Origin of the sequence: Marinifilum fragile (assembly GCF_963677365.1) — a bacterium.
Taxonomy (GTDB): Bacteria; Bacteroidota; Bacteroidia; order Bacteroidales; family Marinifilaceae; genus Marinifilum; species Marinifilum fragile.
Window position 1 is genome coordinate 2193495 of the sequence record NZ_OY781962.1, and the last position, 20182, is coordinate 2213676.

At 34.6% G+C, this 20182-nt stretch carries 12 protein-coding genes; 2 read left to right on the forward strand and 10 right to left on the reverse strand.

Annotated elements, in window-relative coordinates; all coding sequences use genetic code 11:
* Nucleotides 1-10 precede the first annotated feature (10 nt).
* From ACKPCA_RS08690 to ACKPCA_RS08700, 3 genes are all read right to left on the reverse strand, one after another.
* Nucleotides 11-3265 carry a SusC/RagA family TonB-linked outer membrane protein gene (locus tag ACKPCA_RS08690; RefSeq protein ID WP_321282475.1) on the reverse strand — a complete coding sequence of 1085 codons (3255 nt, stop codon included), beginning with the start codon at nt 3263-3265 and terminating at the stop codon, nt 11-13.
* A gap of 193 nt (nt 3266-3458) precedes the next feature.
* On the reverse strand, nt 3459-4646 hold the full coding sequence (locus ACKPCA_RS08695) for a FecR family protein (protein WP_321282476.1): 1188 nt from the start codon (nt 4644-4646) through the stop codon (nt 3459-3461).
* A gap of 289 nt (nt 4647-4935) precedes the next feature.
* Entirely contained in the window at nt 4936-5487 is a 552-nt protein-coding gene (locus tag ACKPCA_RS08700; protein ID WP_321282477.1) for an RNA polymerase sigma factor, read from the reverse strand.
* A 396-nt stretch (nt 5488-5883) separates the two neighbouring features.
* Between ACKPCA_RS08700 and ACKPCA_RS08705 the strand changes: the two genes are divergently transcribed.
* Nucleotides 5884-6585 carry a DNA-binding domain-containing protein gene (locus ACKPCA_RS08705; RefSeq protein ID WP_321282478.1) on the forward strand — a complete coding sequence of 234 codons (702 nt, stop codon included), beginning with the start codon at nt 5884-5886 and terminating at the stop codon, nt 6583-6585.
* Between the two features lie 546 nt (nt 6586-7131).
* On the opposite strand, the gene ACKPCA_RS08710 is transcribed toward ACKPCA_RS08705, so the two are convergent.
* The 4 genes from ACKPCA_RS08710 to ACKPCA_RS08725 all read right to left on the reverse strand — a co-directional run bounded on the left by ACKPCA_RS08710 (nt 7132) and on the right by ACKPCA_RS08725 (nt 14471).
* Complete coding sequence (locus ACKPCA_RS08710) at nt 7132-8271, reverse strand: TlpA family protein disulfide reductase (protein ID WP_321282479.1); 1140 nt, start codon at nt 8269-8271, stop codon at nt 7132-7134.
* Nucleotides 8272-8345: 74 nt separating this feature from the next.
* Nucleotides 8346-9719, reverse strand: a complete 1374-nt coding sequence (locus ACKPCA_RS08715) for a RagB/SusD family nutrient uptake outer membrane protein (protein WP_321282480.1) — start codon at nt 9717-9719, stop codon at nt 8346-8348.
* Between the two features lie 10 nt (nt 9720-9729).
* Complete coding sequence (locus ACKPCA_RS08720) at nt 9730-13218, reverse strand: SusC/RagA family TonB-linked outer membrane protein (protein ID WP_321282481.1); 3489 nt, start codon at nt 13216-13218, stop codon at nt 9730-9732.
* An 83-nt stretch (nt 13219-13301) separates the two neighbouring features.
* Complete coding sequence (locus ACKPCA_RS08725; RefSeq protein ID WP_321282482.1) at nt 13302-14471, reverse strand: FecR family protein; 1170 nt, start codon at nt 14469-14471, stop codon at nt 13302-13304.
* A 290-nt stretch (nt 14472-14761) separates the two neighbouring features.
* On the opposite strand from ACKPCA_RS08725, the gene ACKPCA_RS08730 reads away from it, so the two are divergent.
* A complete protein-coding gene (locus ACKPCA_RS08730) occupies nt 14762-15334 on the forward strand; it encodes an RNA polymerase sigma factor (RefSeq protein ID WP_321282483.1) in 573 nt (190 codons plus the stop codon).
* A gap of 74 nt (nt 15335-15408) precedes the next feature.
* Here the strand turns inward: ACKPCA_RS08730 and ACKPCA_RS08735 are convergent, their stop codons facing one another.
* The 3 genes from ACKPCA_RS08735 to ACKPCA_RS08745 form a co-directional block, all read right to left on the reverse strand.
* Complete coding sequence (locus ACKPCA_RS08735; RefSeq protein WP_321282484.1) at nt 15409-16995, reverse strand: DUF4369 domain-containing protein; 1587 nt, start codon at nt 16993-16995, stop codon at nt 15409-15411.
* Between the two features lie 91 nt (nt 16996-17086).
* The gene (locus ACKPCA_RS08740) at nt 17087-18418 is read right to left on the reverse strand and encodes a TlpA family protein disulfide reductase (protein ID WP_321282485.1); all 1332 of its coding nucleotides are present in this window, start codon (nt 18416-18418) and stop codon (nt 17087-17089) included.
* A 272-nt stretch (nt 18419-18690) separates the two neighbouring features.
* Nucleotides 18691-20181 carry a RagB/SusD family nutrient uptake outer membrane protein gene (locus tag ACKPCA_RS08745; RefSeq protein ID WP_321282486.1) on the reverse strand — a complete coding sequence of 497 codons (1491 nt, stop codon included), beginning with the start codon at nt 20179-20181 and terminating at the stop codon, nt 18691-18693.
* Nucleotide 20182: the final 1 nt, after the last annotated feature.

Consider the following 20182-nt stretch of genomic DNA (forward strand, 5'->3'; position numbering starts at 1 on the left):
AATTTGCTTTTTATAAGTTTAATTTCAATCCAACTGAATAAGTTCTAATTCCAGGATAACTGGTTTCGTAGTTACCTCCAAAATTACCCATAGCGTTAACTGTTGCCGGATCGGTTCCCGGATAGGAAGTAATTGTGAATACATTCGTTCCTGACACATAAACTTGTCCACTTATAGGTAAACCTTTAATCTCTGGAATATCATACGAAATCCTCAAGTCCTGTAATCTAAAATAAGAAGCGTCATGTAAACTCATTTTAGTCAATGCAGGAACTCCCTGTCCCAGGTAAATTGCCGGAATCTTCGCATCGGTATTCTCTGGAGACCAACGATTGTACAAATTGTAATCAACCAGACCGACCAATTGACTTGGTATATTCTGTAATGTTTTACCATAGTACTTCAATCCTCCAATCTGGAATCCAAAATTGGCAGTTAAGGTGAAGCGCTTGTATTTCATATTGGCATACATTCCTCCAAACAAATCCGGATCTGGATTTCCGATGAGTGTCTTGTCTTTAGTATCTACTTTCCCATCACCATTTAAATCAGTAAACTCAAGGTTTCCAGGATACAATGTTCCGTAGTAAGAAGAGTGTCCATTGTCCACTGCATTTGCATTCAACTCATCAATTCTATCCTGATTTTGAATGATGCCATTGTACTCATAACCAAAGAATGATCCCATGGCATGTCCAACTGCCAATACCTGTGATCCTGTTCCCTGAACAATGGTTCCACTAGAATTCTCAACAGCACCCTCTTCTTCCAGTTTTCGAACCTCATTCTTATTGGTAGCAAGGTTTAGTCCCAAATCAAGCACAAAATCTTTTCTGTCAATAAGCTTTGCTTTAACATTGAACTCAAATCCCTGGTTTCTTACGCTACCAACATTGTAATACATAGCCTCTACAGCCATACTTGAAGGAAAAGAGAATTGTCTTATTAGGTCATCTGTATCTTTTCTGTAATAGCCTAATGATCCTGTCAATCGATAATTAAACAATGCAAAATCCAATCCCAAATCATATTGGGTTGAAAGCTCCCATTGGATGTCTTTGTTACCTATCTGAGAATGCTCAATACCTGACTGATCATTATATTTGGTAGCTCCGTACAAATCTCTGTTCGAATAACTATTTAAATTCTGAATACCAGTCTTACCTGCTGAAACTTTTAATTTTAGGTCATTTATAAAGTCAGCATCACTTAAAAAGTCCTCTTTATTGATTCTCCATGCAATTGCTCCCGATGGAAAGAATCCATAGCGATTGTTCTTTCCAAACATGGAAGAACCATCGTAACGAGCAGTAGCAGTGAAAAGATACTTATCCTTATACTTGTAATTTAAACGAGCAAATGAAGAAAAAAGGGATCTCCCTCTCTTACTATCTTCTGAACGATCAAAATCAGTTCCTGCAGAAACATTCGTGTAGATCTCATCCATTGCGAAACCACTCTTTGAAAGATACCCCGACTGGTTTTCAGAATCCTCGTAAGAAACACCTCCTACAAAGTCAATATTATGAACTTCATTAAATGTTTTTACATAGCTCAAGGTATTATCAAGCACCGTATTGTAACCTCTACTTTCAGCCTTACTTGCCGATGCTTCATTGTACCAGCTCAAATAACTTGGTGAAAATTGATAATTGTAATTCATGTATTGATTTACCGAAAAGCTGGTTTTGAATTTCAGGTCTTTCAATACTGTTAGTTCTCCGTAAAGGTTACCGGATAGCCTGTATTCATCTGAGTTATTGATCTTAGTTGAATTTGCTACTGGATTATCTTCATAAAAAGTAACACCATCCTCTTTGTAAACTGGTAAATCAGGACGTTCTCCCTGAGCTAAAAACATTGAAGTACCTGACTGGCTCTGATCTGTGTAAGACAAATTGATTCTTGTCCCGATCTTAAATTTAGGATTGATATTGATATCCAAATTCACACGTCCTGAATACCTTGTCAAATCATCATGAACAACCATCCCCTTGTGATCCATTAAGGAACCGGAAATAAAATAAGAAATGTCTTTACTTCCTCCACGTACTGACAGGTCTACATTCTGTCTGTTTGCTGTTTGTTTTACCAAATCAAACCAATCGGTGTCCTCGTCACCAACATATCCACCATCCGGATCAAGAATGTTCTCTGCAGTTCTGTTTCCCGGATCTACTACCAATGTTTGGTTGGCCAAATCAGTTAAAAAAGAACGGAACTCATCTCCGTTAAGCATTGAGAAATTTTTAATCTGAGAATCCGTAGAGTAATTGTAGGCCACAGAAAATTTAGCTTTCTCATTCAATCGACCTCTTTTGGTAGTGATCATCAACACACCATTTGCAGCCCTTGATCCATAAATGGCCGAGGCAGAAGCATCTTTCAACACATCAACCGAAGCAATATCAGAAGGTGGAATGGAATTTAAAATCTCCGCATCATCTGTAGGCACACCATCAATCACATACAATGGTTCATTACTACCAGTAAGGGAAGTAGCACCACGAACTCTTACTCTTACCGTTTCACCCGGACGACCTGTGTTTCCACTTACCATTACCCCTGCTGCCATATTCTGCAACAATGAGATAGAGGATGGAACGTTTTTCATTTCCAACTCCTTCTCAGAAACACGGGCTACCGAACCTGTAAAATCTCTAACCGCTGTTGTTCCATATCCAACAACAACAACCTCTGCCATTTGCTCTGTATCCGAAGTTAATGTAATGTTTTCTACCTCCTGTCCATTGTAAACAACTTCCTGAGGCAACATTCCAACAAAAGAGAAAATCAATACTGCATTTGGATTTTCCAATTCCAAAGTATAGTTCCCGTTGATGTCGGTAGCAACACCTGTAGTGCTCCCCTTAATTACAACAGATACACCTGGTAAAGGCTCCCCATATTTATCGGTTACTTTTCCTTTCAATTTTTTCTTTTCCTGCACTTCCTTGATAACGGGAACAGGATCTTTTTTGGTAATGATCACAAAATCCTCAACAATTTCGTACTTTACCGGTGCTTGCTGACAAATTTCATTCAACACTTCTTCCAGACTGGCATTTTTCATATCCAACTGAACTTCAATCTCATCATTTATTTCATGCACATTGTACATGAAATAAGTTCCTGTTTGATGGTTTAAATCTTCCAACACATCAACCAATGATGATTTAACCTGAAGACTAACTTGTTGCCCGAGAAGAACAGATGCTGAAAGTTGCAAACTGCCAACAAGAATTAAAATAAAACTTAGCTTCATAACAAGCAGGGTTTTTCGAATGGAAGGTGACATACACCTCCACATAAGGTTTTTTTTCATAACTTTATGGTCTAGATTAATACTGCCATTGACACAATTATCAATGGTTTGTTATTTGTTAAAACAGGGAATGTGGCCGCATTTCCTGTTTTCTTATATGCTCATGGGTGGCCGCCACAAAAGCACAATATCTTTATTCAGGTTTCCCTACAATTATTTTATCATCTTTAATAGCAAACTTTACATCGGCTATCTTTTCAATCATGTCAAGGGTAAAGTTCAAGCTTTTGTTTTTCTTGGCTGCACCTGTAAATCTGTATTCACGATACTTGTGATTGGTAAAGAAGAATTCAACATTGTACCATCTGCTTAACTGATGACAAATTTCTTCCAAAGACTGATCTTTATAGCGGAACACTCCATCTTTCCAAGAGGTATACAAAGCAGTATTTACTTGCTCCAGTTTGAATCTATTGTCTCCTTTTTTTACGGTTGCCTGAAATCCGGGCTTCAACAATTCCTTATTGCCCAAACAGCTCAATTCAACACTTCCTTCAACCAAAGTAGTGGCAATGTATTCACCATCCTCGTATGAAGACACATTAAAACTGGTTCCCAGAACCTTTATTTCCATATCGTGTGACTCAATTACAAATGGTTTGCTCGGATTGTGCGTAACTTCGAAATAAGCTTCTCCAGCTAATTCCACTTTCCTTTTGTTTCCAACAAACTGCACAGGATATCTTAAACTCGATTCTGAATTCAACCACACCTTTGTTCCATCGGCTAATACCAACGAATACTCTCCTCCCCTTGGAATTTCAATTTGATTGTAAATCACTCTGTCTTTAGCGGAAGAAGCATTATCATATATCAATTCGCTGTCGGCATTTTTTTGAATCAAAGTCCCATCCGCTTCCGTAATCAATTCCTTGTCACTCTCCTCAAGATTCACTTTTTGTCCATTTTCAAGCGTAAGTACTGCCTTTTTAGAACCAATGCTTGATATTGCAGCAAAATTGTAGTCCTTTTCAAAGTCATAATCATTTCTTACTTGCTCAATCATGAAATAGCCAACTGTAAATAAAACTACAACCGCTGCGGCATAAGGCAACCAGGTATGTAATTTTCTTACTTTGGATTTCTTCTTAGTTTTCGATAATGATGTGCTAATATTCAACCATGCATTTTCTTTCTGTAAACGATCTAGGTTACTCAAAGCCCCACTCTCTTTAAAAAGAGCTAAATATTTGGCAAACTCCTCAGTATTGGCTTCATCTTCTTTTAACCATTCCTGTAGCTTTTGAACTCCCGAATCAGAAATACTTCCTTGCTGATATTCTTGAATTAGCTCTATAATATGTTCTTGCGAAATGTGCATTTTCTCCTTTGTTTAAACCTATAAGTATGTTTTTTGGAAATGGGTGACAAGTTTTTTCAACTTTTTTCCAAAATATCTTTTAAGGTAGTGAATAATGGGAAAGTTGAAAAGTTTTAAAAAGTCTGGAAGAGTCCTGAAAAGTTGAATGAGTAATGAGTAATGAGTATGCAAAGTTCGAAACTGCTTTTCACTTCCGCTACTTTATACTTTATACTTTATACTTTATACTTTATACTTTATATCTCGAAGGATCAGGACCAGCATAGCTGGCTTTACACTTGTAGCTAATTTACGGTATCAAAATCATCACCAATACATCCAAATTACTACGCAATTGCTTTAAAGCACGCTTGTAATGTGTTTTTACTGTATTGATGGAAATATCCATCTCATCAGCAACTTCGGCATATTTCATTTTGTCGAAAATTATGGCTTCGAAAACGGCTTTACATTGGGCAGGTAAAAGAGCAATCTCTTTATAGAGGTTTTCTTTTCTTTCTTCCAATTGCTGAATTTCGTATTTGTCTTCGATGATATCGTAGGCCTTATTCTCTATTTCTTCGAATCGAAATTTTTGATCTTTTTTTATCTGATTAATGGAATTGTTGCGAACAATACTGAACAGGTATGACTTTATGGAACCTGTGAATTCTATCATCCTCTCCTTTTCCCATAAGTTGATGAAAGCTTCCTGTACAATGTCTTCTGCTTTCTCGTAGGAATCGAAATATTTATAGGCAAATACACAAAGCGGGGTGTAGTACAAATCGAACAACATACGAAGACCTGTTTGGTCTCCACTCTTAAATTTTTGAATGATATCTTGTTCGTGTTGCTTCATATTTACTGCGGTAAAAGTAAAAAAGCTTACGGAAAATGCAAAAGGCCATTGAATACAGAAGTAACCTAAGAATGATTCAGATCAATTACTCTACACTCCAATAAAATCGAAACTGTTAAATAACGTTAAATAAATTGAATTTTAAACGCTTAACACATTTAGCAGGTAAAAATTGTCATAACATTTATTTAACTTCGGTTGTTCTTTGTGAACAAAAGACATACAATGTCTTTTTTTATTAGTTAACGAGATACCCTGGATCTTTTAAAAACAGGTGAAACTTTGGCGAGCTGAGCCTGTGAGCAAAAGCTCCGAGGGTATTCTCTAGTTTTAAACCATCGCAATTGTAACACAAATTAATTTAAGAAACAATTGCGATAACAAAAATGTAATATCATGACAGTACGTTATGGATTAGGTTTGAATCATTTGACTGAAGATCCAAATGATTACTTAGCAGTTGTTACAGAATGTACAACTTCGAATGTTCAAAAAATTATGGAACGTATGATTGGCAAAGGTTCAACCGTAACCAAAGCCGAAGGCTTATCGGTTATTGAAGAATTTGAATATGCCGTTGTGGAGGAAGTGAAAAATGGAAATATTGTATCCACTGATCTGTTCAGGATTAGTCCAAGTATTTCCGGAGTTTTTAAGGATGAGAATGATTCTTTCGATCCTTCTCGTCACACCATTAACCTGAACATCAGTGCAGGGCCGAGATTACAGGAAATCATCTCAAAAATTGAGTTGAAGAAAGTGGCATTAAGCACTGCTGAACCTGTGATTGAGAAATTCGTGGATTTAAAGACTAAAGCGGAAAATCAATCATTTACTCCAGGTCAGGTTGTTTCCATTAAAGGTTCATTGCTTAAGTTCGATGAAGAAGATACTCAACAAGGTGTATTCTTTATTGCAAGTGATGATTCTGAAACCAGAGTAACTGATTTTGTGAAGAACAAGCCTTCTGAATTGATGTTCTTCGTTCCTGATGGCTTAACTAGTGGAAGTTTTCAGCTTGAAATAAGAACCATTTTTCACAATTCAAAAAAGATTAGAAAAGCGAAGCTAAACACCAATCTTGTTCCTGCTTCTTAAATCTTTTAAATCATCCAAACATTATCAATGCCCGGTAGCAATCGGGCATTTTTATATCCAATTGTTTTACGCAAACAACTTGCGCCCATAGCCGCAAACTATATGCGTGGTATAGCGCAAGAAACAGGCGAGCATAGGCGCGAACTGTTCGCGGGAGTAGGCACAAATAGCTTGCGCGTAAGGGTGCATAATAAATTGATGTTTAAAAAAGCAGCCACTCCCAAATGAGGCTATGTAAGCTTCCACAAATATTATTAATACTTAATTGTATGAGAAAAACACGGCTTACAAAAAATCAAATCATCCCTATATTGAGACAGTAGGATATTGTAACCGAATTATCAGACATTTGCAGAGGGTGTTGTATTTAGTGATGCTACTTTTTTACAATTAGAAAGCCAGGTTTGGAGGTTTAGATGCATCTCAACTAAAACTCCTGAAAGATTTGGAGCAACAAAATGTTCGTTTAAATATTACATTTAAAGAAAGGGGTAGACTAAACCTCTACCCCTCTAAATTTCATTTACACACTTTGTGGGACCGTGTCTAATCAATAAATGACTCTATTTCCGTATAAAGATCTTCCTTCTCTCCTAAACATCTGTACAATAGTTTTCCATTGGGACCAATTAATAACTTTGTAGGATACCCTTGAATATTAAATTTGGATACTAAGTCGAAATCCTTTTTATCCGATCTAATATGAACAAAATTACAATACTTCTCAAGATATTTGGATTTTTCCCATCTTTCCTTAGTATCACCGCAATTAATAGCTACAACAGTGATATCATGTTTTTCACTAAATTCATTTAAATTTGGAAAACCAGCAATGCAGCTTCTACACCAAGTACCCCAAAAATCAATAATTACATAGTTCCCTCTATATTTCTTCAAATCGAAAATCTCTCCATATTGCTTATCATTATTGACTAATAATATTTCAGTGCCAATCTTGACATTATAGTAGCTATCAATTCTAGATTTTAGATTTTTATAGTATCTGACATTATTATATTTTTCATCAATCTTTTTGAAATATTTTTTTACTGTAGGAATATCTATTTGTCTACGCAAAATCAAATCATCTAAAAGCCATAATCCTGTAACAGAAGATGCATATTTATTAAGAAACTCTACCTTTATATTACTCTCTTTTACTTTTAAAACTTCGCGCTTGTCTTGAAGGCTCTGCTTCATAGAATCAGAAATACCTTTGTCTGAAAGCTTAACTGAAAGATTTCCTATCTCATTACTAAACCCTCTAATTGTATTTATATATTTATTTAAAATATTATTTTCATATTCCCCTGAAATATTTACTTCTACACAATCAGTAGCTTCACCTTCTGCTTTTACTTTAGTATTGGGAACTGCAATGAAATACAAATTAGAAGAAAGGCAGGGAATATATCCACTTTCAATATTTTTCTTGACATCATTATTTTCGAAAAAAAACTTAATTACTTCTGGCTCCTCTACATATTTAGAAAAAATAAAATTTTCACCTTTTACACTAAGACGGTCCCATTTGTTCTTAACACTATTATAATATCCTACGGAATGCACCTCATTTTCTTGTGCAATATTTTTTATATTTATCGAAATGTGAAAATTATCTTTTTGAGCATTAGTAAAATTCACACTTATAATAAATAAAGTAATTGACAATAATATACTTCTCATTTTAAAAATATTAGTCGTTATTTTTATATAATTCAAGTGGGATCTTTATGATCCCACTTTATTACAAACCTGTATTAATAATAATACTCCCAATCAGGATGCTGAGCCCTTACACTAGAACAAATCGGATGTATATAGTATGTATCTCCTGGGTTTAAAACTTTTGTTTCTCCCCCAATGGTTCGGGTAATTGTTGTCGCAGTCTCAGATTCCTTGTTTAATCTTTTTAAATCAAACCAACGATTACCATCAAAAGCCGTCTCTCTTCTCCTTTCTTCTAATACTATTCTCAGTGCGTCACCTGCATCATTCGCAGTCAATTCTTGATACAATTCAGTCTTAATTCTATATCTTCTTAAATGATTAATATCATTCATAGCAATTTCTACCTCCCCTTTACGGGCATAACATTCAGCTCTTATCAAGTATAACATAGGTACTGTTAATGCAAAATTTGGACTATAATCATACCTTTTAAATAATCTGTAACCACCCGGCTTATCATCTGGATGCCTCGGATCATTATCAGTATAAAATAACTCCCAACGTTTATCATTATCATCAAATAATGCAGACAAAGAATTTGAAGCTAGCACAGATCCGCTAGAACCGTAAACATATGTATGAAATCTTGTAAAAATATTCTCTTGACATTCCTGTGATGAAATAATATTAATTCTACGGAAATTAGCTAAATCATCAATAACCTCATACTGATTATAATCCTCTAAATAATTATATTTTGAAAGAGATTCATCAGAATATTTTAAGGCGTTTGTGTAATCTCCCTTATAAAGACTAATTTTAGCTTTTAAACCAATTGCCGCGACATAAGACCCCCTGTATTTATTAAATATTTTTTCTGGAATATATTTTATTGCCTCATCGATATCTCTATCAATTTGTTCATATACTTCCTTTACAGTATTACGTGGAAAGTTTTTTCTGTTAATATCATTATGAAGTAGCAAAGGAACTCCCGGATCAGAATCAGATGTTTGCTCATTATAATGTTTAGCATATATATTCACCAACATGAAATATTCAAAAGCTCTGCACATCAGCGCTTCACCATATACCTGATATTTTAATTCTTCGCTTCCATCCTCAGAATTTAAGACTTCTTCTATAATGGTATTAAAGGTGAAGATTTTTGCATAAGATTCATTCCAAGTATAATCATCAGGTGATGATAGCCATCCATCAAAAAAATAAGCATCTTTATTTTCATCACTATAAATACTATTATAATAGGCATCATCAATATAGGCATCATCTGTTGCGTAAGTCAGCTTAACAGAGCTGCCTTTGCAATTTTTTATATAGTTTAATAACCGTTCATAATCTGTTGTATAAACAGGAATCGTTTTGTTTTTAGGTTTTACATCTAAAAAATCATCACAGGAGAACAATGTAAAACAGATTAGGATATATAGAATATATTTCATCTCTTTTATATTAAAAGTTAATATTCAAATTCAAAGTATAATTTAAACGTTGAGGATATCCCATACTTCCATTCACCAAAGTAGTTACATTAGGATCCTGCCCCAAATCATTTTTAACCCAGGTATATAAATTTTCAACTTGCAAGCCTAGTACCATTCGGTCAACCTTTAGTTTTTTACATAAATTATCATTAAAATTATAATTTAAGTTTATCGACTGAAGCTTAATATAGTCTGCTGGTATGACATGTATATCCGATTTTTCCCAAATATATTGTCGTATATAATTATACTTCCCTGTATAACGAGGAATATCCGTTATTTTTTCGTCTCCAGGCTTACGCCACCTGTTTCGGTATACTCCACTCATTCGTTGATCAGAAGCTCGGTTTAAAGAAGGGACATTAGCTTTCATATGATGCCCTCCCTTATATACGATCAAAAATGAAAAATTGAAATTTTTGTAATTAAAATTATTGGTTATTCCCCCTGCATAAGGTGGTATATAGGTGCCCTGATACGAAACATCCTCTACATCGGACAAATATCTTTGAGTAGCATTACCTTCAGAATCATAAATCTGAGGATCACCTTCTTCACTTAATCCTGCCCATTTATAAGTATACAATGCTCCTGAGGGCTTCCCTTCCACATTAAACGTGTAAAAATATTCTGTCCCACTGGCAGGTTTATCATATATTTTTTCCAAATTATTTTTGTTGTACGAAAAATTTAATGATGTGAACCAAGAAAAATTAGCGGTACTTATATTTTTAGAATTAAGTGTTAATTCAATTCCTTTATTCTGCATTTCACCTACATTCAATGTTATTTGTTCAAATCCAAGTGTCGGATCAATAACTTTAGGTGAGAGCAAATCATAGCTGTTTTTTTTATATAAATCTATCTTTCCATTTAGTCTATTATCTAACAGAGCTATTTCTGTACCAATATTAAATGTTTCAGTGGTCTCCCATCGAAGTTTATCATTAGGAGCAGAAAATACAAAATTAGAGGTCAAACCTGCCCAACTGTTATAGTCCGACAGAAAAATCAGATAAGGACCATACTGCTTTGCAACATTACCCGAAGAACCATATGAAGCTCTCAGGTTTAAATGATTAATAACTTCTGAATTAAAGAATCCTTCATTACTAATAACCCATTTACCACCTACAGACCATAATGGTTTGTATCTGTATTTCTTATCGGTACCAAATAGGTTCGACTGGTCAATTCTGGCACTTGCTGTTAGAGAATATTTATCATCAAAGGTGTATCCAAAATTTCCAAAGAAAGATACAAACCTATCATCCACCTCTAATTTTTCATCATAATCATTAGCATTATACTGAGGATATGTATTCGGAGCAATCGGTTCTGAAAAAGAAGAGATTTCTTTTTCATTAATTAGTACATCATTCAACGAATTTACATCTATACCAATCTCTCGATTTCTGTTTGTTTTGTTAACTGTTTGGCTTTTTTCTGCTCCTAACAAAGCTGTTAAGCTATGCTTTTCACGAAATACCTTATTGAAATTTAATTGGGTTCTTAAATTATAACTTTTAAGCTGTTTATTTGTATAATCAATAATACCTCCTTCAGGAACCAAATGATAGAGCATGCCATCATCACCACGCCCTGTAAAGTTATTATACAATTCCTTAGCAGTTAGACTATTTTTATCGTACACCCTATTTAAAGATGAATTTCCTGTTTCATATTGATATTTTAATGAAAAATTCAAGCCTTCTATAATTTTATAATCAAGCCCTAACTGCAAACGTGTATGATTCTGTACATTCTCATTATCGATCTGTTCTCTTTCCTTAAGTGGGTAAAAAGTTTCATCCAACAGGCCATCCTCGACCATCTGTGCCATCACTTTCTCTGATCGGTAATCTTTGTATGTTGGTAAATGATTTCCATTTTGGTCAACAAGCATCTGATATTGCGGACTTTTCAAAAGACTTGAATAATCAACGGGGCTACTCTTATCCTCGAAATGATAATAATTCAAACCGACATCGAACTTTAATCTGTCGCTATATTTAAATTCATCTTTGAACAAGATATTATAAGACGAATTTTTCTGGTATTTTGCATCCCCCTTTTCGTGTACAAAGTTTCCAGATATTAGAAAACTATGCTTATCTTCTCTCCCAGATATCGAAAGATCATATCTGCCTATAAAAGGATTTTGTAAAGCCAAATCTTTTATTTGCTCCGAATTATCTAAACGCCCAAGGTCATTTAATTGCTTTTGTCCTTCTGCATCTGTAATTCTCCCTTGTTCAACATCATAAAAAATCTTTTCTGCATCAGTAATGTATAAACCATAGTTATCGACTGATGCCCATGCTTCATGATAATAATCAAAAACCTCTTTTTGTAATTCAATCAACTCTTTGGATGATAAGATATCCTGCGTATTTAAAGCCTGCTTTTTTCTGGTTGTTAAGGATGCAGAGAAATCATATGATATTTTATCCTTCTTAGATTTTTTTGTTGTAATAACGATAACTCCATTTGATGCCCTTGCTCCCCAGATTGAAGCTGCAGCGGCGTCTTTCAATACAGTAACTTGTTCAATATCCTTTGGGTTTATTGTTGAAATATCTGCATTTAAGGGGTAGCCATCTAAAATAATGAGAGGCTGGGTATTTGCCCGTAAGGTACTTAAACCTCTTATTGTTATTTTCCCTCTATTATCAACCTCCATACCTGCAACAACACCATTCAACTTATCAATAATATTATTAGTAATTTTACTTTCCAAAATATCTTGATTTATTATATCAAAGGAGCCGGTTGCTCTTTCTTTTGATATGACCTGGTAACCTGTTACAACTACTTCTTCCAAGCCTTCAGTATCCTGACTAAGTTCAACATTAAGAACTAACTGTCCAGTATAGTTTTTTTCTTGAGGCAACATTCCCACAAAAGAGAAAATTAAAATTTCCTTATCTGATTCCAGTTCCAAACTATAATTTCCGTCAATATCAGTAGCTACACCTATATTGGTTCCTTTAATAACGACAGACACTCCAGGTAATGGAACTCCCTCACTGTCCGTTACAGTTCCTTTGATTTCTTTCTTTTCTTGTTGTTGCCCTTCTATTTTCTTCGGACTTCTATCCTTCTCCAGAATAATAAAATCCTCTTTAACCTGAAAAGTCAATCCTTTTTGATCAAGAATCTCCTTTAAGGCCTCATCAAGATCAACATTATTAAAATCTACTTCGATACTTTCATTTTTGTTCAGGTCGGCATTGTTGTACATCACCACATAACCTGTCTGCTTTTGAATCTCTTTAAAGATTTCCTTGTAGGTTATTTCTGAAGCATTTAAATTCAGCTTTCCCTGTTGAGGATTTGCTGCCCTTGTCTGAAATCCTGTTCCCAATAGGATTAATCCTATCAGGCAAAGACTTTTACATTTCAACGCAAACTCACTCTTTGCATTCATGAGCCACTTGCTAAGCTTTTTTTTCATACTTTTGTAATTAATCTGGGTTATTATTTATTAATAATCGACTACCGGGTCGTGTTGCGAGCACGATTCGGTATTTTTTATTCTTACTTTTTCACTTCAAACACCACAATTTTATCTCCTTCAACCGTAAACTTCAGGCTTGATGTTGTTCTTAAAAAATCGAGAGTAAACTCTATTGGCAATCTCTTTTTAACAGCTCCTGTAAAAGCATAATGCTTTAATCGTTCTTCTTCAAAAACAAAATCGATATTGTACCAACGTGTCAGTTTCTCGCAAAGTTTCTCCATGCTCATCTCATCGAAATAGATGATTCCATCTTTCCATGAGGAATACAGTCTTGTATCTACCGTTTTTTCCTGCATTTCTAAACTGCTCTTACTTACTGCTATTTGCTTTCCTGGCAATATGTTTTTATTTTCAGATCCTGCCGCTACATTAACCTTTCCTTCCACCAGAGTCACTTCAATATTCTCTTCGGTATCGTAGGCCATCACATTAAATTCCGTTCCCAGCACTTTGGTTTGTACATCGGCTGCATGTACTATAAACGCTTTCTCTTTGTTGGAGGTCACTTTGAAAAAAGCCTCTCCTTTTACATATACTTCCCTTTTATTACCAACAAAAGCTACTGGATATTTTAATTCCGATTCAGAGTTCAACCACACAGTAGAGCCATCTGCCAAGACCACTCTGTACTCCTCGCCTCGCGCAACTCTTAAGGTATTATACACCAAAGAGTCTAAACTTGCGCTTGCATTGTGTTGATAATTAATCCCCTCATCTATTTCATGCTCAATTACTCGCCCTGCATCCTTTATTGAGTCACGCCTATGCTCCGACAATAAAACTGTTTCACCAGTACTTAAGGTCAAACTTGCTCTAAACTCTCCAGGGGATGACAGCTCCGACAAAGGCATTTGTTTCATCTCTTTACCTATATTATTTATATAGAACACCAACGCAAAGGAAATCAGCATGACTATTGAAGCCGCCACTGAAGAATACCTGAATATTTGTAGCTTTCTCTGTTTCTTCAGGTGATTCTGAATAATATTTTTCCCTTTGTCATGATTGATCCGATCCCATTTGCCAGAAGCGCTAAGCTTGTAAAAAGTTTTCACCATCTGGCGATACTCTTTTCTGTTTGCTTCATCTTCGGCAATCCATTTTTCTACCGTTTCTTTTTGACTTGCATCCGCTTCTTTTCGGATGTAGTCAATCAGGTTCTGAATGATATCTTTGTTCTTACTCATACTTTGGCCATTTGCCCTATTAACACATGTTTTTAAAAAAAGGGTGACGCCATTTCATTTTTTTTCAAAAAAAACACAGCACCCAAACAACACCACACAATTGACTGTGATTCAAAAACTAACAAACAACACATCTCTTATCTACTTACGAAAGCAATACAACTAACCTTCCCCATTAGATTTTGAAGATTTATTTTTATGTGATTACTTTAGGCCTCGGAAACAAATAATTCCCATGATACAAGCAAACTTTTCAAAATCTCATTTTAACCTGAATTGCAAAACACTAAATGCCTTTAGAAGATAAAAAAATATTAGACTTGCTTCAAACCAACAAACAAAAAGGACTCATGCTTCTTTTTGATTGCTACTACAAGCCTTTGGTGATACTGGCTGAGATGTATCTAAAAAATGAACATTCGGCAGAAGATACAGTGCAAGAGCAGTTTATCAAGTTCTGGGATAAAAAACTATTCAATCAGGTTAAATCCTATGCTGCATTAAAGAATTACCTATTTACAATGGTTAAAAATGCAAGTCTTAACAAAGTGCGCAAAACCGATATTTTAATGGAATCGGATGATTTATTGGAGGCCGATGTGGCAGAAAATACAGCTCAAAATTTAAGCGAAGAGGCAATCATAAAAATAAAGCAAGCCATTCAAAATCTACCTGAAGGAACCAGAAATGTTGTGGAATGCATTGTAATTCAGGATATGAAATACAAAGAGGCTGCAGAAGAACTTAATGTTTCGATTAATACCATTAAAACTCAACTAAAACGAGGAATACTAAAACTGCGGGAAGAACTAAAAGACAAGGAAGAGCTCTTGCTGTTGTTTTTATTGTCCAAGAGAAAATAGATAAAAATGTAATGGCAATAAAAAAGGAGCAAACACAATCGGTCTGCTCCTCCCAATCAAAAACTAATAAACTCTTAAGACTTTACTGATATACACTTTATAATTCCTTTCTCCTGCGATGCCAAATACAGGTTGTCTTTCGAATCAACAATCATAGGAATATAAGAGCAACCTTTCACCAATTCTTCTATTCCTTCAATTTGTTTGGCCCCATCCTTACTATAAATTTTAATTCTTGTTGGATCTTTCTCTACAGTTACTATTGCTCCGTTTGATAAGGAGGCAACACTTACCGGATTACAACATCCATGAAAATCATTTAGAGATTTTCCTCTTTGTCCGAACGCCAATATGCTCTTACCTGACATATCGTAGCCCTGAACACGAAAAGCTCCCAAATTGGCAACTATAATCTGATTTTTAGCCGTAATGCTAAAGTCAAGAATACCACAACAAGGACGCATATTTTCCATTTCAGATAATTTACTTCCAGTTTTCTTATCAAACATTGTAATTTTCGCCTTCATGCAATCAGAGATAATTATTTGATTCTTAAAAACTCTTATCCCTGAAGCTGCATTCATCTCCGGAAAAGAAAACTCATTGATGGTTTTTCCTGCAATATCAAATACTGTACAAACAACACCTTCGGTAGTTTCTCTTTCTATGACCTTACCTCTAATCTTCTTTTTTACTTTCTTAATTTGAGCAGAGCACATGTAGATGTTACCTAATTCGTCAACAGCTAAAGAAGATGGCCTTCCCTTAATCTCAGGTTTAAAAGCCTTTTTGATCTTTCCATCAGAGGCGATGATTTGAATTTGCCCATTTTTGCGCAACGCACACAAATCATTATTCTTATAAGCAGCCAAATAGATAATATCTTTTAAATCGCTTCCCTTATAAGACTGATCCACCTTATAAATAACATTACTTGCTTCCGATATGATTTCTTTAACACCTTTTTCAACTGTTAACATTTGCTCTACCTTCTTTTGTATTTCCTGCACCTCTGGCTGCTTCGTTAACAATTCTGGTAATGTATCTAAACAGGCCTGCATTTGCTTTGCACTAGCTCCAAAAAACTTCTTCTTGAGCAAAACAGTTGAGTGATAAGAGCCTGGATATTTCATTATATACTGTGAGTGAGCATGATTAATTTCAGAGTTAATCAATTTCATGTCCTCCTCAAATTTCGCTCGATCTTTGTCTGTTTTAATTTCCAATCCATTAAAAATCCATCTCGTTTTTCTTTGTTTTTGCTTTAAAGGGCGTAATAACACCTTATAACAATTGTACTCTTCCTGCAATTTTGAACCAGAAATCTTCGCATCTTGTAGATTGAGGATCTGCGCCTGTAAAGTAATCGAGTCATTTTCCAGATACAGTTCAACTGCAGGTCTATGTCCCAATACTTCGAGATATGAGGTTATTTTTTTAGGTATTGTTCGCTTAATTGTGAATTGTTCATTCACAATTGGAAAAGTATCTCTGATATAAATTCCTCTATCCACAGCACACAGTATTACCTTTCCTTCATTTAGTCCCTTGATGGTACCATATAATTCAAATTGTTTTTCTCGTTTTTCTTGCTGCTTACAAGAGCTTATACAAACAAGTAGGAAAACTACTGGGATTAATACTTTAATGATATGATGCATTTTCAATTGATTTATTTTTAGTTAATTCCAAGTGTAATAATTTAGAGCACACTAAAAAATTGTACTCTACAACTACTATATCCCCAAATATTTAAATGTGCTTATTAATTAACTTTTCAAGTTCTCCTGTTGATGGTTTAGCTGCCCACGCATCAATAATATTTCCGTCTTTATCAAGAACAATAAAACGAGGTACTCCACTTAATCTATACTCCTCAAAGTTGGCACGCATACTTAAGAATTGAGGAATTTTATGCTCATGCTTATTCAAATAGTTTTCCCATTTCTTTTTGTTATCATCAATACTGATGCTTATAAATTGAATCTTATTACCATATTTTTCATTGAGTTTCTCAAAGTGCGGAGTCTCACCAATACATGGACCACACCAAGTAGCCCAAATATCAATCACCAATGGTTTTCCCTTAAAATCGGATAAATCTTTCTTCTCACCTTGTTTATTCTCAAAGATTAATTTTGGAGCTTTATTTCCTGGTAATAAGTTTTTAAATTCCTCCATAGAGCTATCGACCAAGTCAATATACTTTCCAACTCTTAATTTGGGATAATTTTCATTCTTGTAATCTAAAAACTTTTGTGTGGGGCCTACTGATGAAAGGTATCGTACCAAACTATAAGCTGTTGAAAAATCTTTTATTTCTTGCGGAACATTATCCTCTCCATATAGTTCTTTTAAATTTCGTATAAAACCAGTAAACTCTTCTAATTGTAAAAACTGAGAATTTAAACTAATCTCATCCAGATATTTCTTAGTTTCCAAATTAGACTTAGTCTCTAATTCTGATAAATCAGTTACTTTATATTTCCGTTGATAAACTCCAGCATAAGTTAGTAAGCTTTTAAAACTATTAGCACTATTTAAGTCAATACGAACTTTTTCCAATGCAATAAATTGTTCACTTAAACTTGAATAAGTTGACAATCGCTTTACATCTTCCGCTGAACATTTTTCTATTTGAGATTTAATTTTATCAAAGTCAAGCCCTGTTGTTTGGAACATACGTCCAGCCTCAAGATAACTTCCTCCTTTAGGAAATGGCTTAAATTTTAAATAATCACAAGCCTGTGATCCTGTACCTTTAAATTTAGCTTTCTCTGGATATCCTTTATCTAAATGCATTTCAACATCATCTCCTGGAGACAGATAGAGATGGTTGCGTCCCAATCGAAAATATTTTGGATATTGAAGGTCAAATGTGATATCAAAATACCCCTTGGAATCTGTTGTGATTGTTATCCCCTCTCCTTTGATATGTTCGAGAGGATCATATGATTGCATTTTAACAGTACTATTAAATCCTTTTAATGATCCAAATATGTGTACTTCATTGTTTTCTTTTTTGCAAGAAATTAAAAACACGGTTAATGCAACTGCTAATATGAAATAATTGTTAATCTTCATGTCTTTTTATCATTTTAAGGCGATATGGAGCCTACTATAGTAAATAATCATTACTTCCGCAGAGATCGAAAACTCAGTTCTTGTTTATGAATAGTAATAATTATTAATCATGAATCTTTCATGATATTAGTTTATAAATCAAAAGCTTGTGTTAGTAGCTATAAAGTCAATATCATCTAAGATTAAGTGCAACAAAACACTTATTACAGAAATTCTCCGTCATTCAAGTTAAAGAGCCCCTATTAAAGCATAGAGGCTCTTTATGTTAATATTTAATAAGTATTTTGCAGAATTACACCATTACTTGATTCAATTTCTGTATTTGGAATCGGACGAGCCCATCTTCTATCCCCTTTTTCCAACTTGTATTCAATCTGTTCTTCCCCATTCAATACTGTTGAACTATTATAAGGGTAGAAGATTCTTGATAAATTCACATCATCATATGCTACTTCATTATTATTATAACGTCGATAGTCATACCATGTAAATACAAATGGTCTCTCAATTCGTCTTTCTTTAATGATTAATTTCACAGCTTCCACCTGTGAATTCGCAACTAACGAAGCATACACATTGGCATCAATTCTCTTAACACGAAGTTGTTCCAAAGTATTCATAGCCTCTTGCCAATCCCCTGTACGAGCCTGAGCTTCCGCCTTTACCAAAATCATTTCCGAGGTAGTCGGTCCTGATGGTATATTATAGGTTGACAAGTACATCACTCCAGGATAACCAATACCTGTATTATCCAAGGTATAAGAATAGTCTTCTACAAAATTGTACTTGTATCTTAAATCTGATTCTTGATTATACAAGCTCATTAACTCTTGACTTGGAGCATACCAAGCATAAGGAAAATAAGAAACTCTGGAATAATAAAACTCTTTATAGGACAAAATATCAGCCGTTGTATAACGATAAGTCTCAGGATAGTTTATGGTAACACGCTGATCATCTACCACAACTGATGATTCAAAATACTCCATCTCAGTATTATAATCAAACAATTCTGAATAATCGTTTAAAGCCGCGTTGGCATAATTCAAAGCTTTTGAATAATCCCCAATACTTAAATAATATCTTGCTGCAAAAGCCCTGGCTGCAGAAATACTTCCTCTCCATGGTCTGAATTTACCACCTTCTGTCATTGTATTTTCAGCCTTTAGAGCTTCATTCAAACAGGACTCCATCTCCTCATAAGTTTCTTGCAATGAGCTTCTTGATGTAGACTCCTCAAAAGAAACAGAAGATTTCAAGGTCAAACCCAACTCATTTTTATTACTATCGTTATATGGCAAACAAAATGTATTGGCAAGCAACCAATAACTATAGGCCTTAATTAAATTTGCTTCAGCTCTTAACTCTGCCTTTTCTTTATCTGAACCAGAAACATTATCCAGGTAATACAAAACCATATTGGCATAGAATATTTTATTATATTCTCCTCCCCACAAAGTTGACTTGCCATCGTATGGGGTGTATTCTACATCCCAGGTAGAATTCTGAATAATTTCCATAGAATTAAATGTACTCCCATGAAAACCATTATATAATTCATCTGACGTTTCCCAATCCTCAGTACATAAAACTGCTGTTCTACTTCTTTCCTGATAGAAATAAGAATAGTTCCCTAATAGAGCATCCAATTGCTCAATGGTCTCCAAAGGTAAATTTGATGATTTTGACGGGACCTCATCCAGATAGGATTCACATCCGAAGGCCAAAACACTTATAATTAATATGATAATATATCGTTTCATT

What these genes read in the sequence shown, in the direction of transcription:
- ACKPCA_RS08710 (WP_321282479.1), bottom strand. Translation starts at nt 8,271, where the DNA reads ATGAGAAGTATATTATTGTCAATTACTTTATTTATTATAAGTGTGAAT.
- ACKPCA_RS08690 (WP_321282475.1), bottom strand. Translation starts at nt 3,265, where the DNA reads ATGAAGCTAAGTTTTATTTTAATTCTTGTTGGCAGTTTGCAACTTTCA.
- ACKPCA_RS08715 (WP_321282480.1), bottom strand. Translation starts at nt 9,719, where the DNA reads ATGAAATATATTCTATATATCCTAATCTGTTTTACATTGTTCTCCTGT.
- ACKPCA_RS08720 (WP_321282481.1), bottom strand. Translation starts at nt 13,218, where the DNA reads ATGAAAAAAAAGCTTAGCAAGTGGCTCATGAATGCAAAGAGTGAGTTT.
- ACKPCA_RS08705 (WP_321282478.1), top strand. Translation starts at nt 5,884, where the DNA reads ATGACAGTACGTTATGGATTAGGTTTGAATCATTTGACTGAAGATCCA.
- ACKPCA_RS08740 (WP_321282485.1), bottom strand. Translation starts at nt 18,418, where the DNA reads ATGAAGATTAACAATTATTTCATATTAGCAGTTGCATTAACCGTGTTT.
- ACKPCA_RS08725 (WP_321282482.1), bottom strand. Translation starts at nt 14,471, where the DNA reads ATGAGTAAGAACAAAGATATCATTCAGAACCTGATTGACTACATCCGA.
- ACKPCA_RS08730 (WP_321282483.1), top strand. Translation starts at nt 14,762, where the DNA reads ATGCCTTTAGAAGATAAAAAAATATTAGACTTGCTTCAAACCAACAAA.
- ACKPCA_RS08695 (WP_321282476.1), bottom strand. Translation starts at nt 4,646, where the DNA reads ATGCACATTTCGCAAGAACATATTATAGAGCTAATTCAAGAATATCAG.
- ACKPCA_RS08745 (WP_321282486.1), bottom strand. Translation starts at nt 20,181, where the DNA reads ATGAAACGATATATTATCATATTAATTATAAGTGTTTTGGCCTTCGGA.
- ACKPCA_RS08700 (WP_321282477.1), bottom strand. Translation starts at nt 5,487, where the DNA reads ATGAAGCAACACGAACAAGATATCATTCAAAAATTTAAGAGTGGAGAC.
- ACKPCA_RS08735 (WP_321282484.1), bottom strand. Translation starts at nt 16,995, where the DNA reads ATGCATCATATCATTAAAGTATTAATCCCAGTAGTTTTCCTACTTGTT.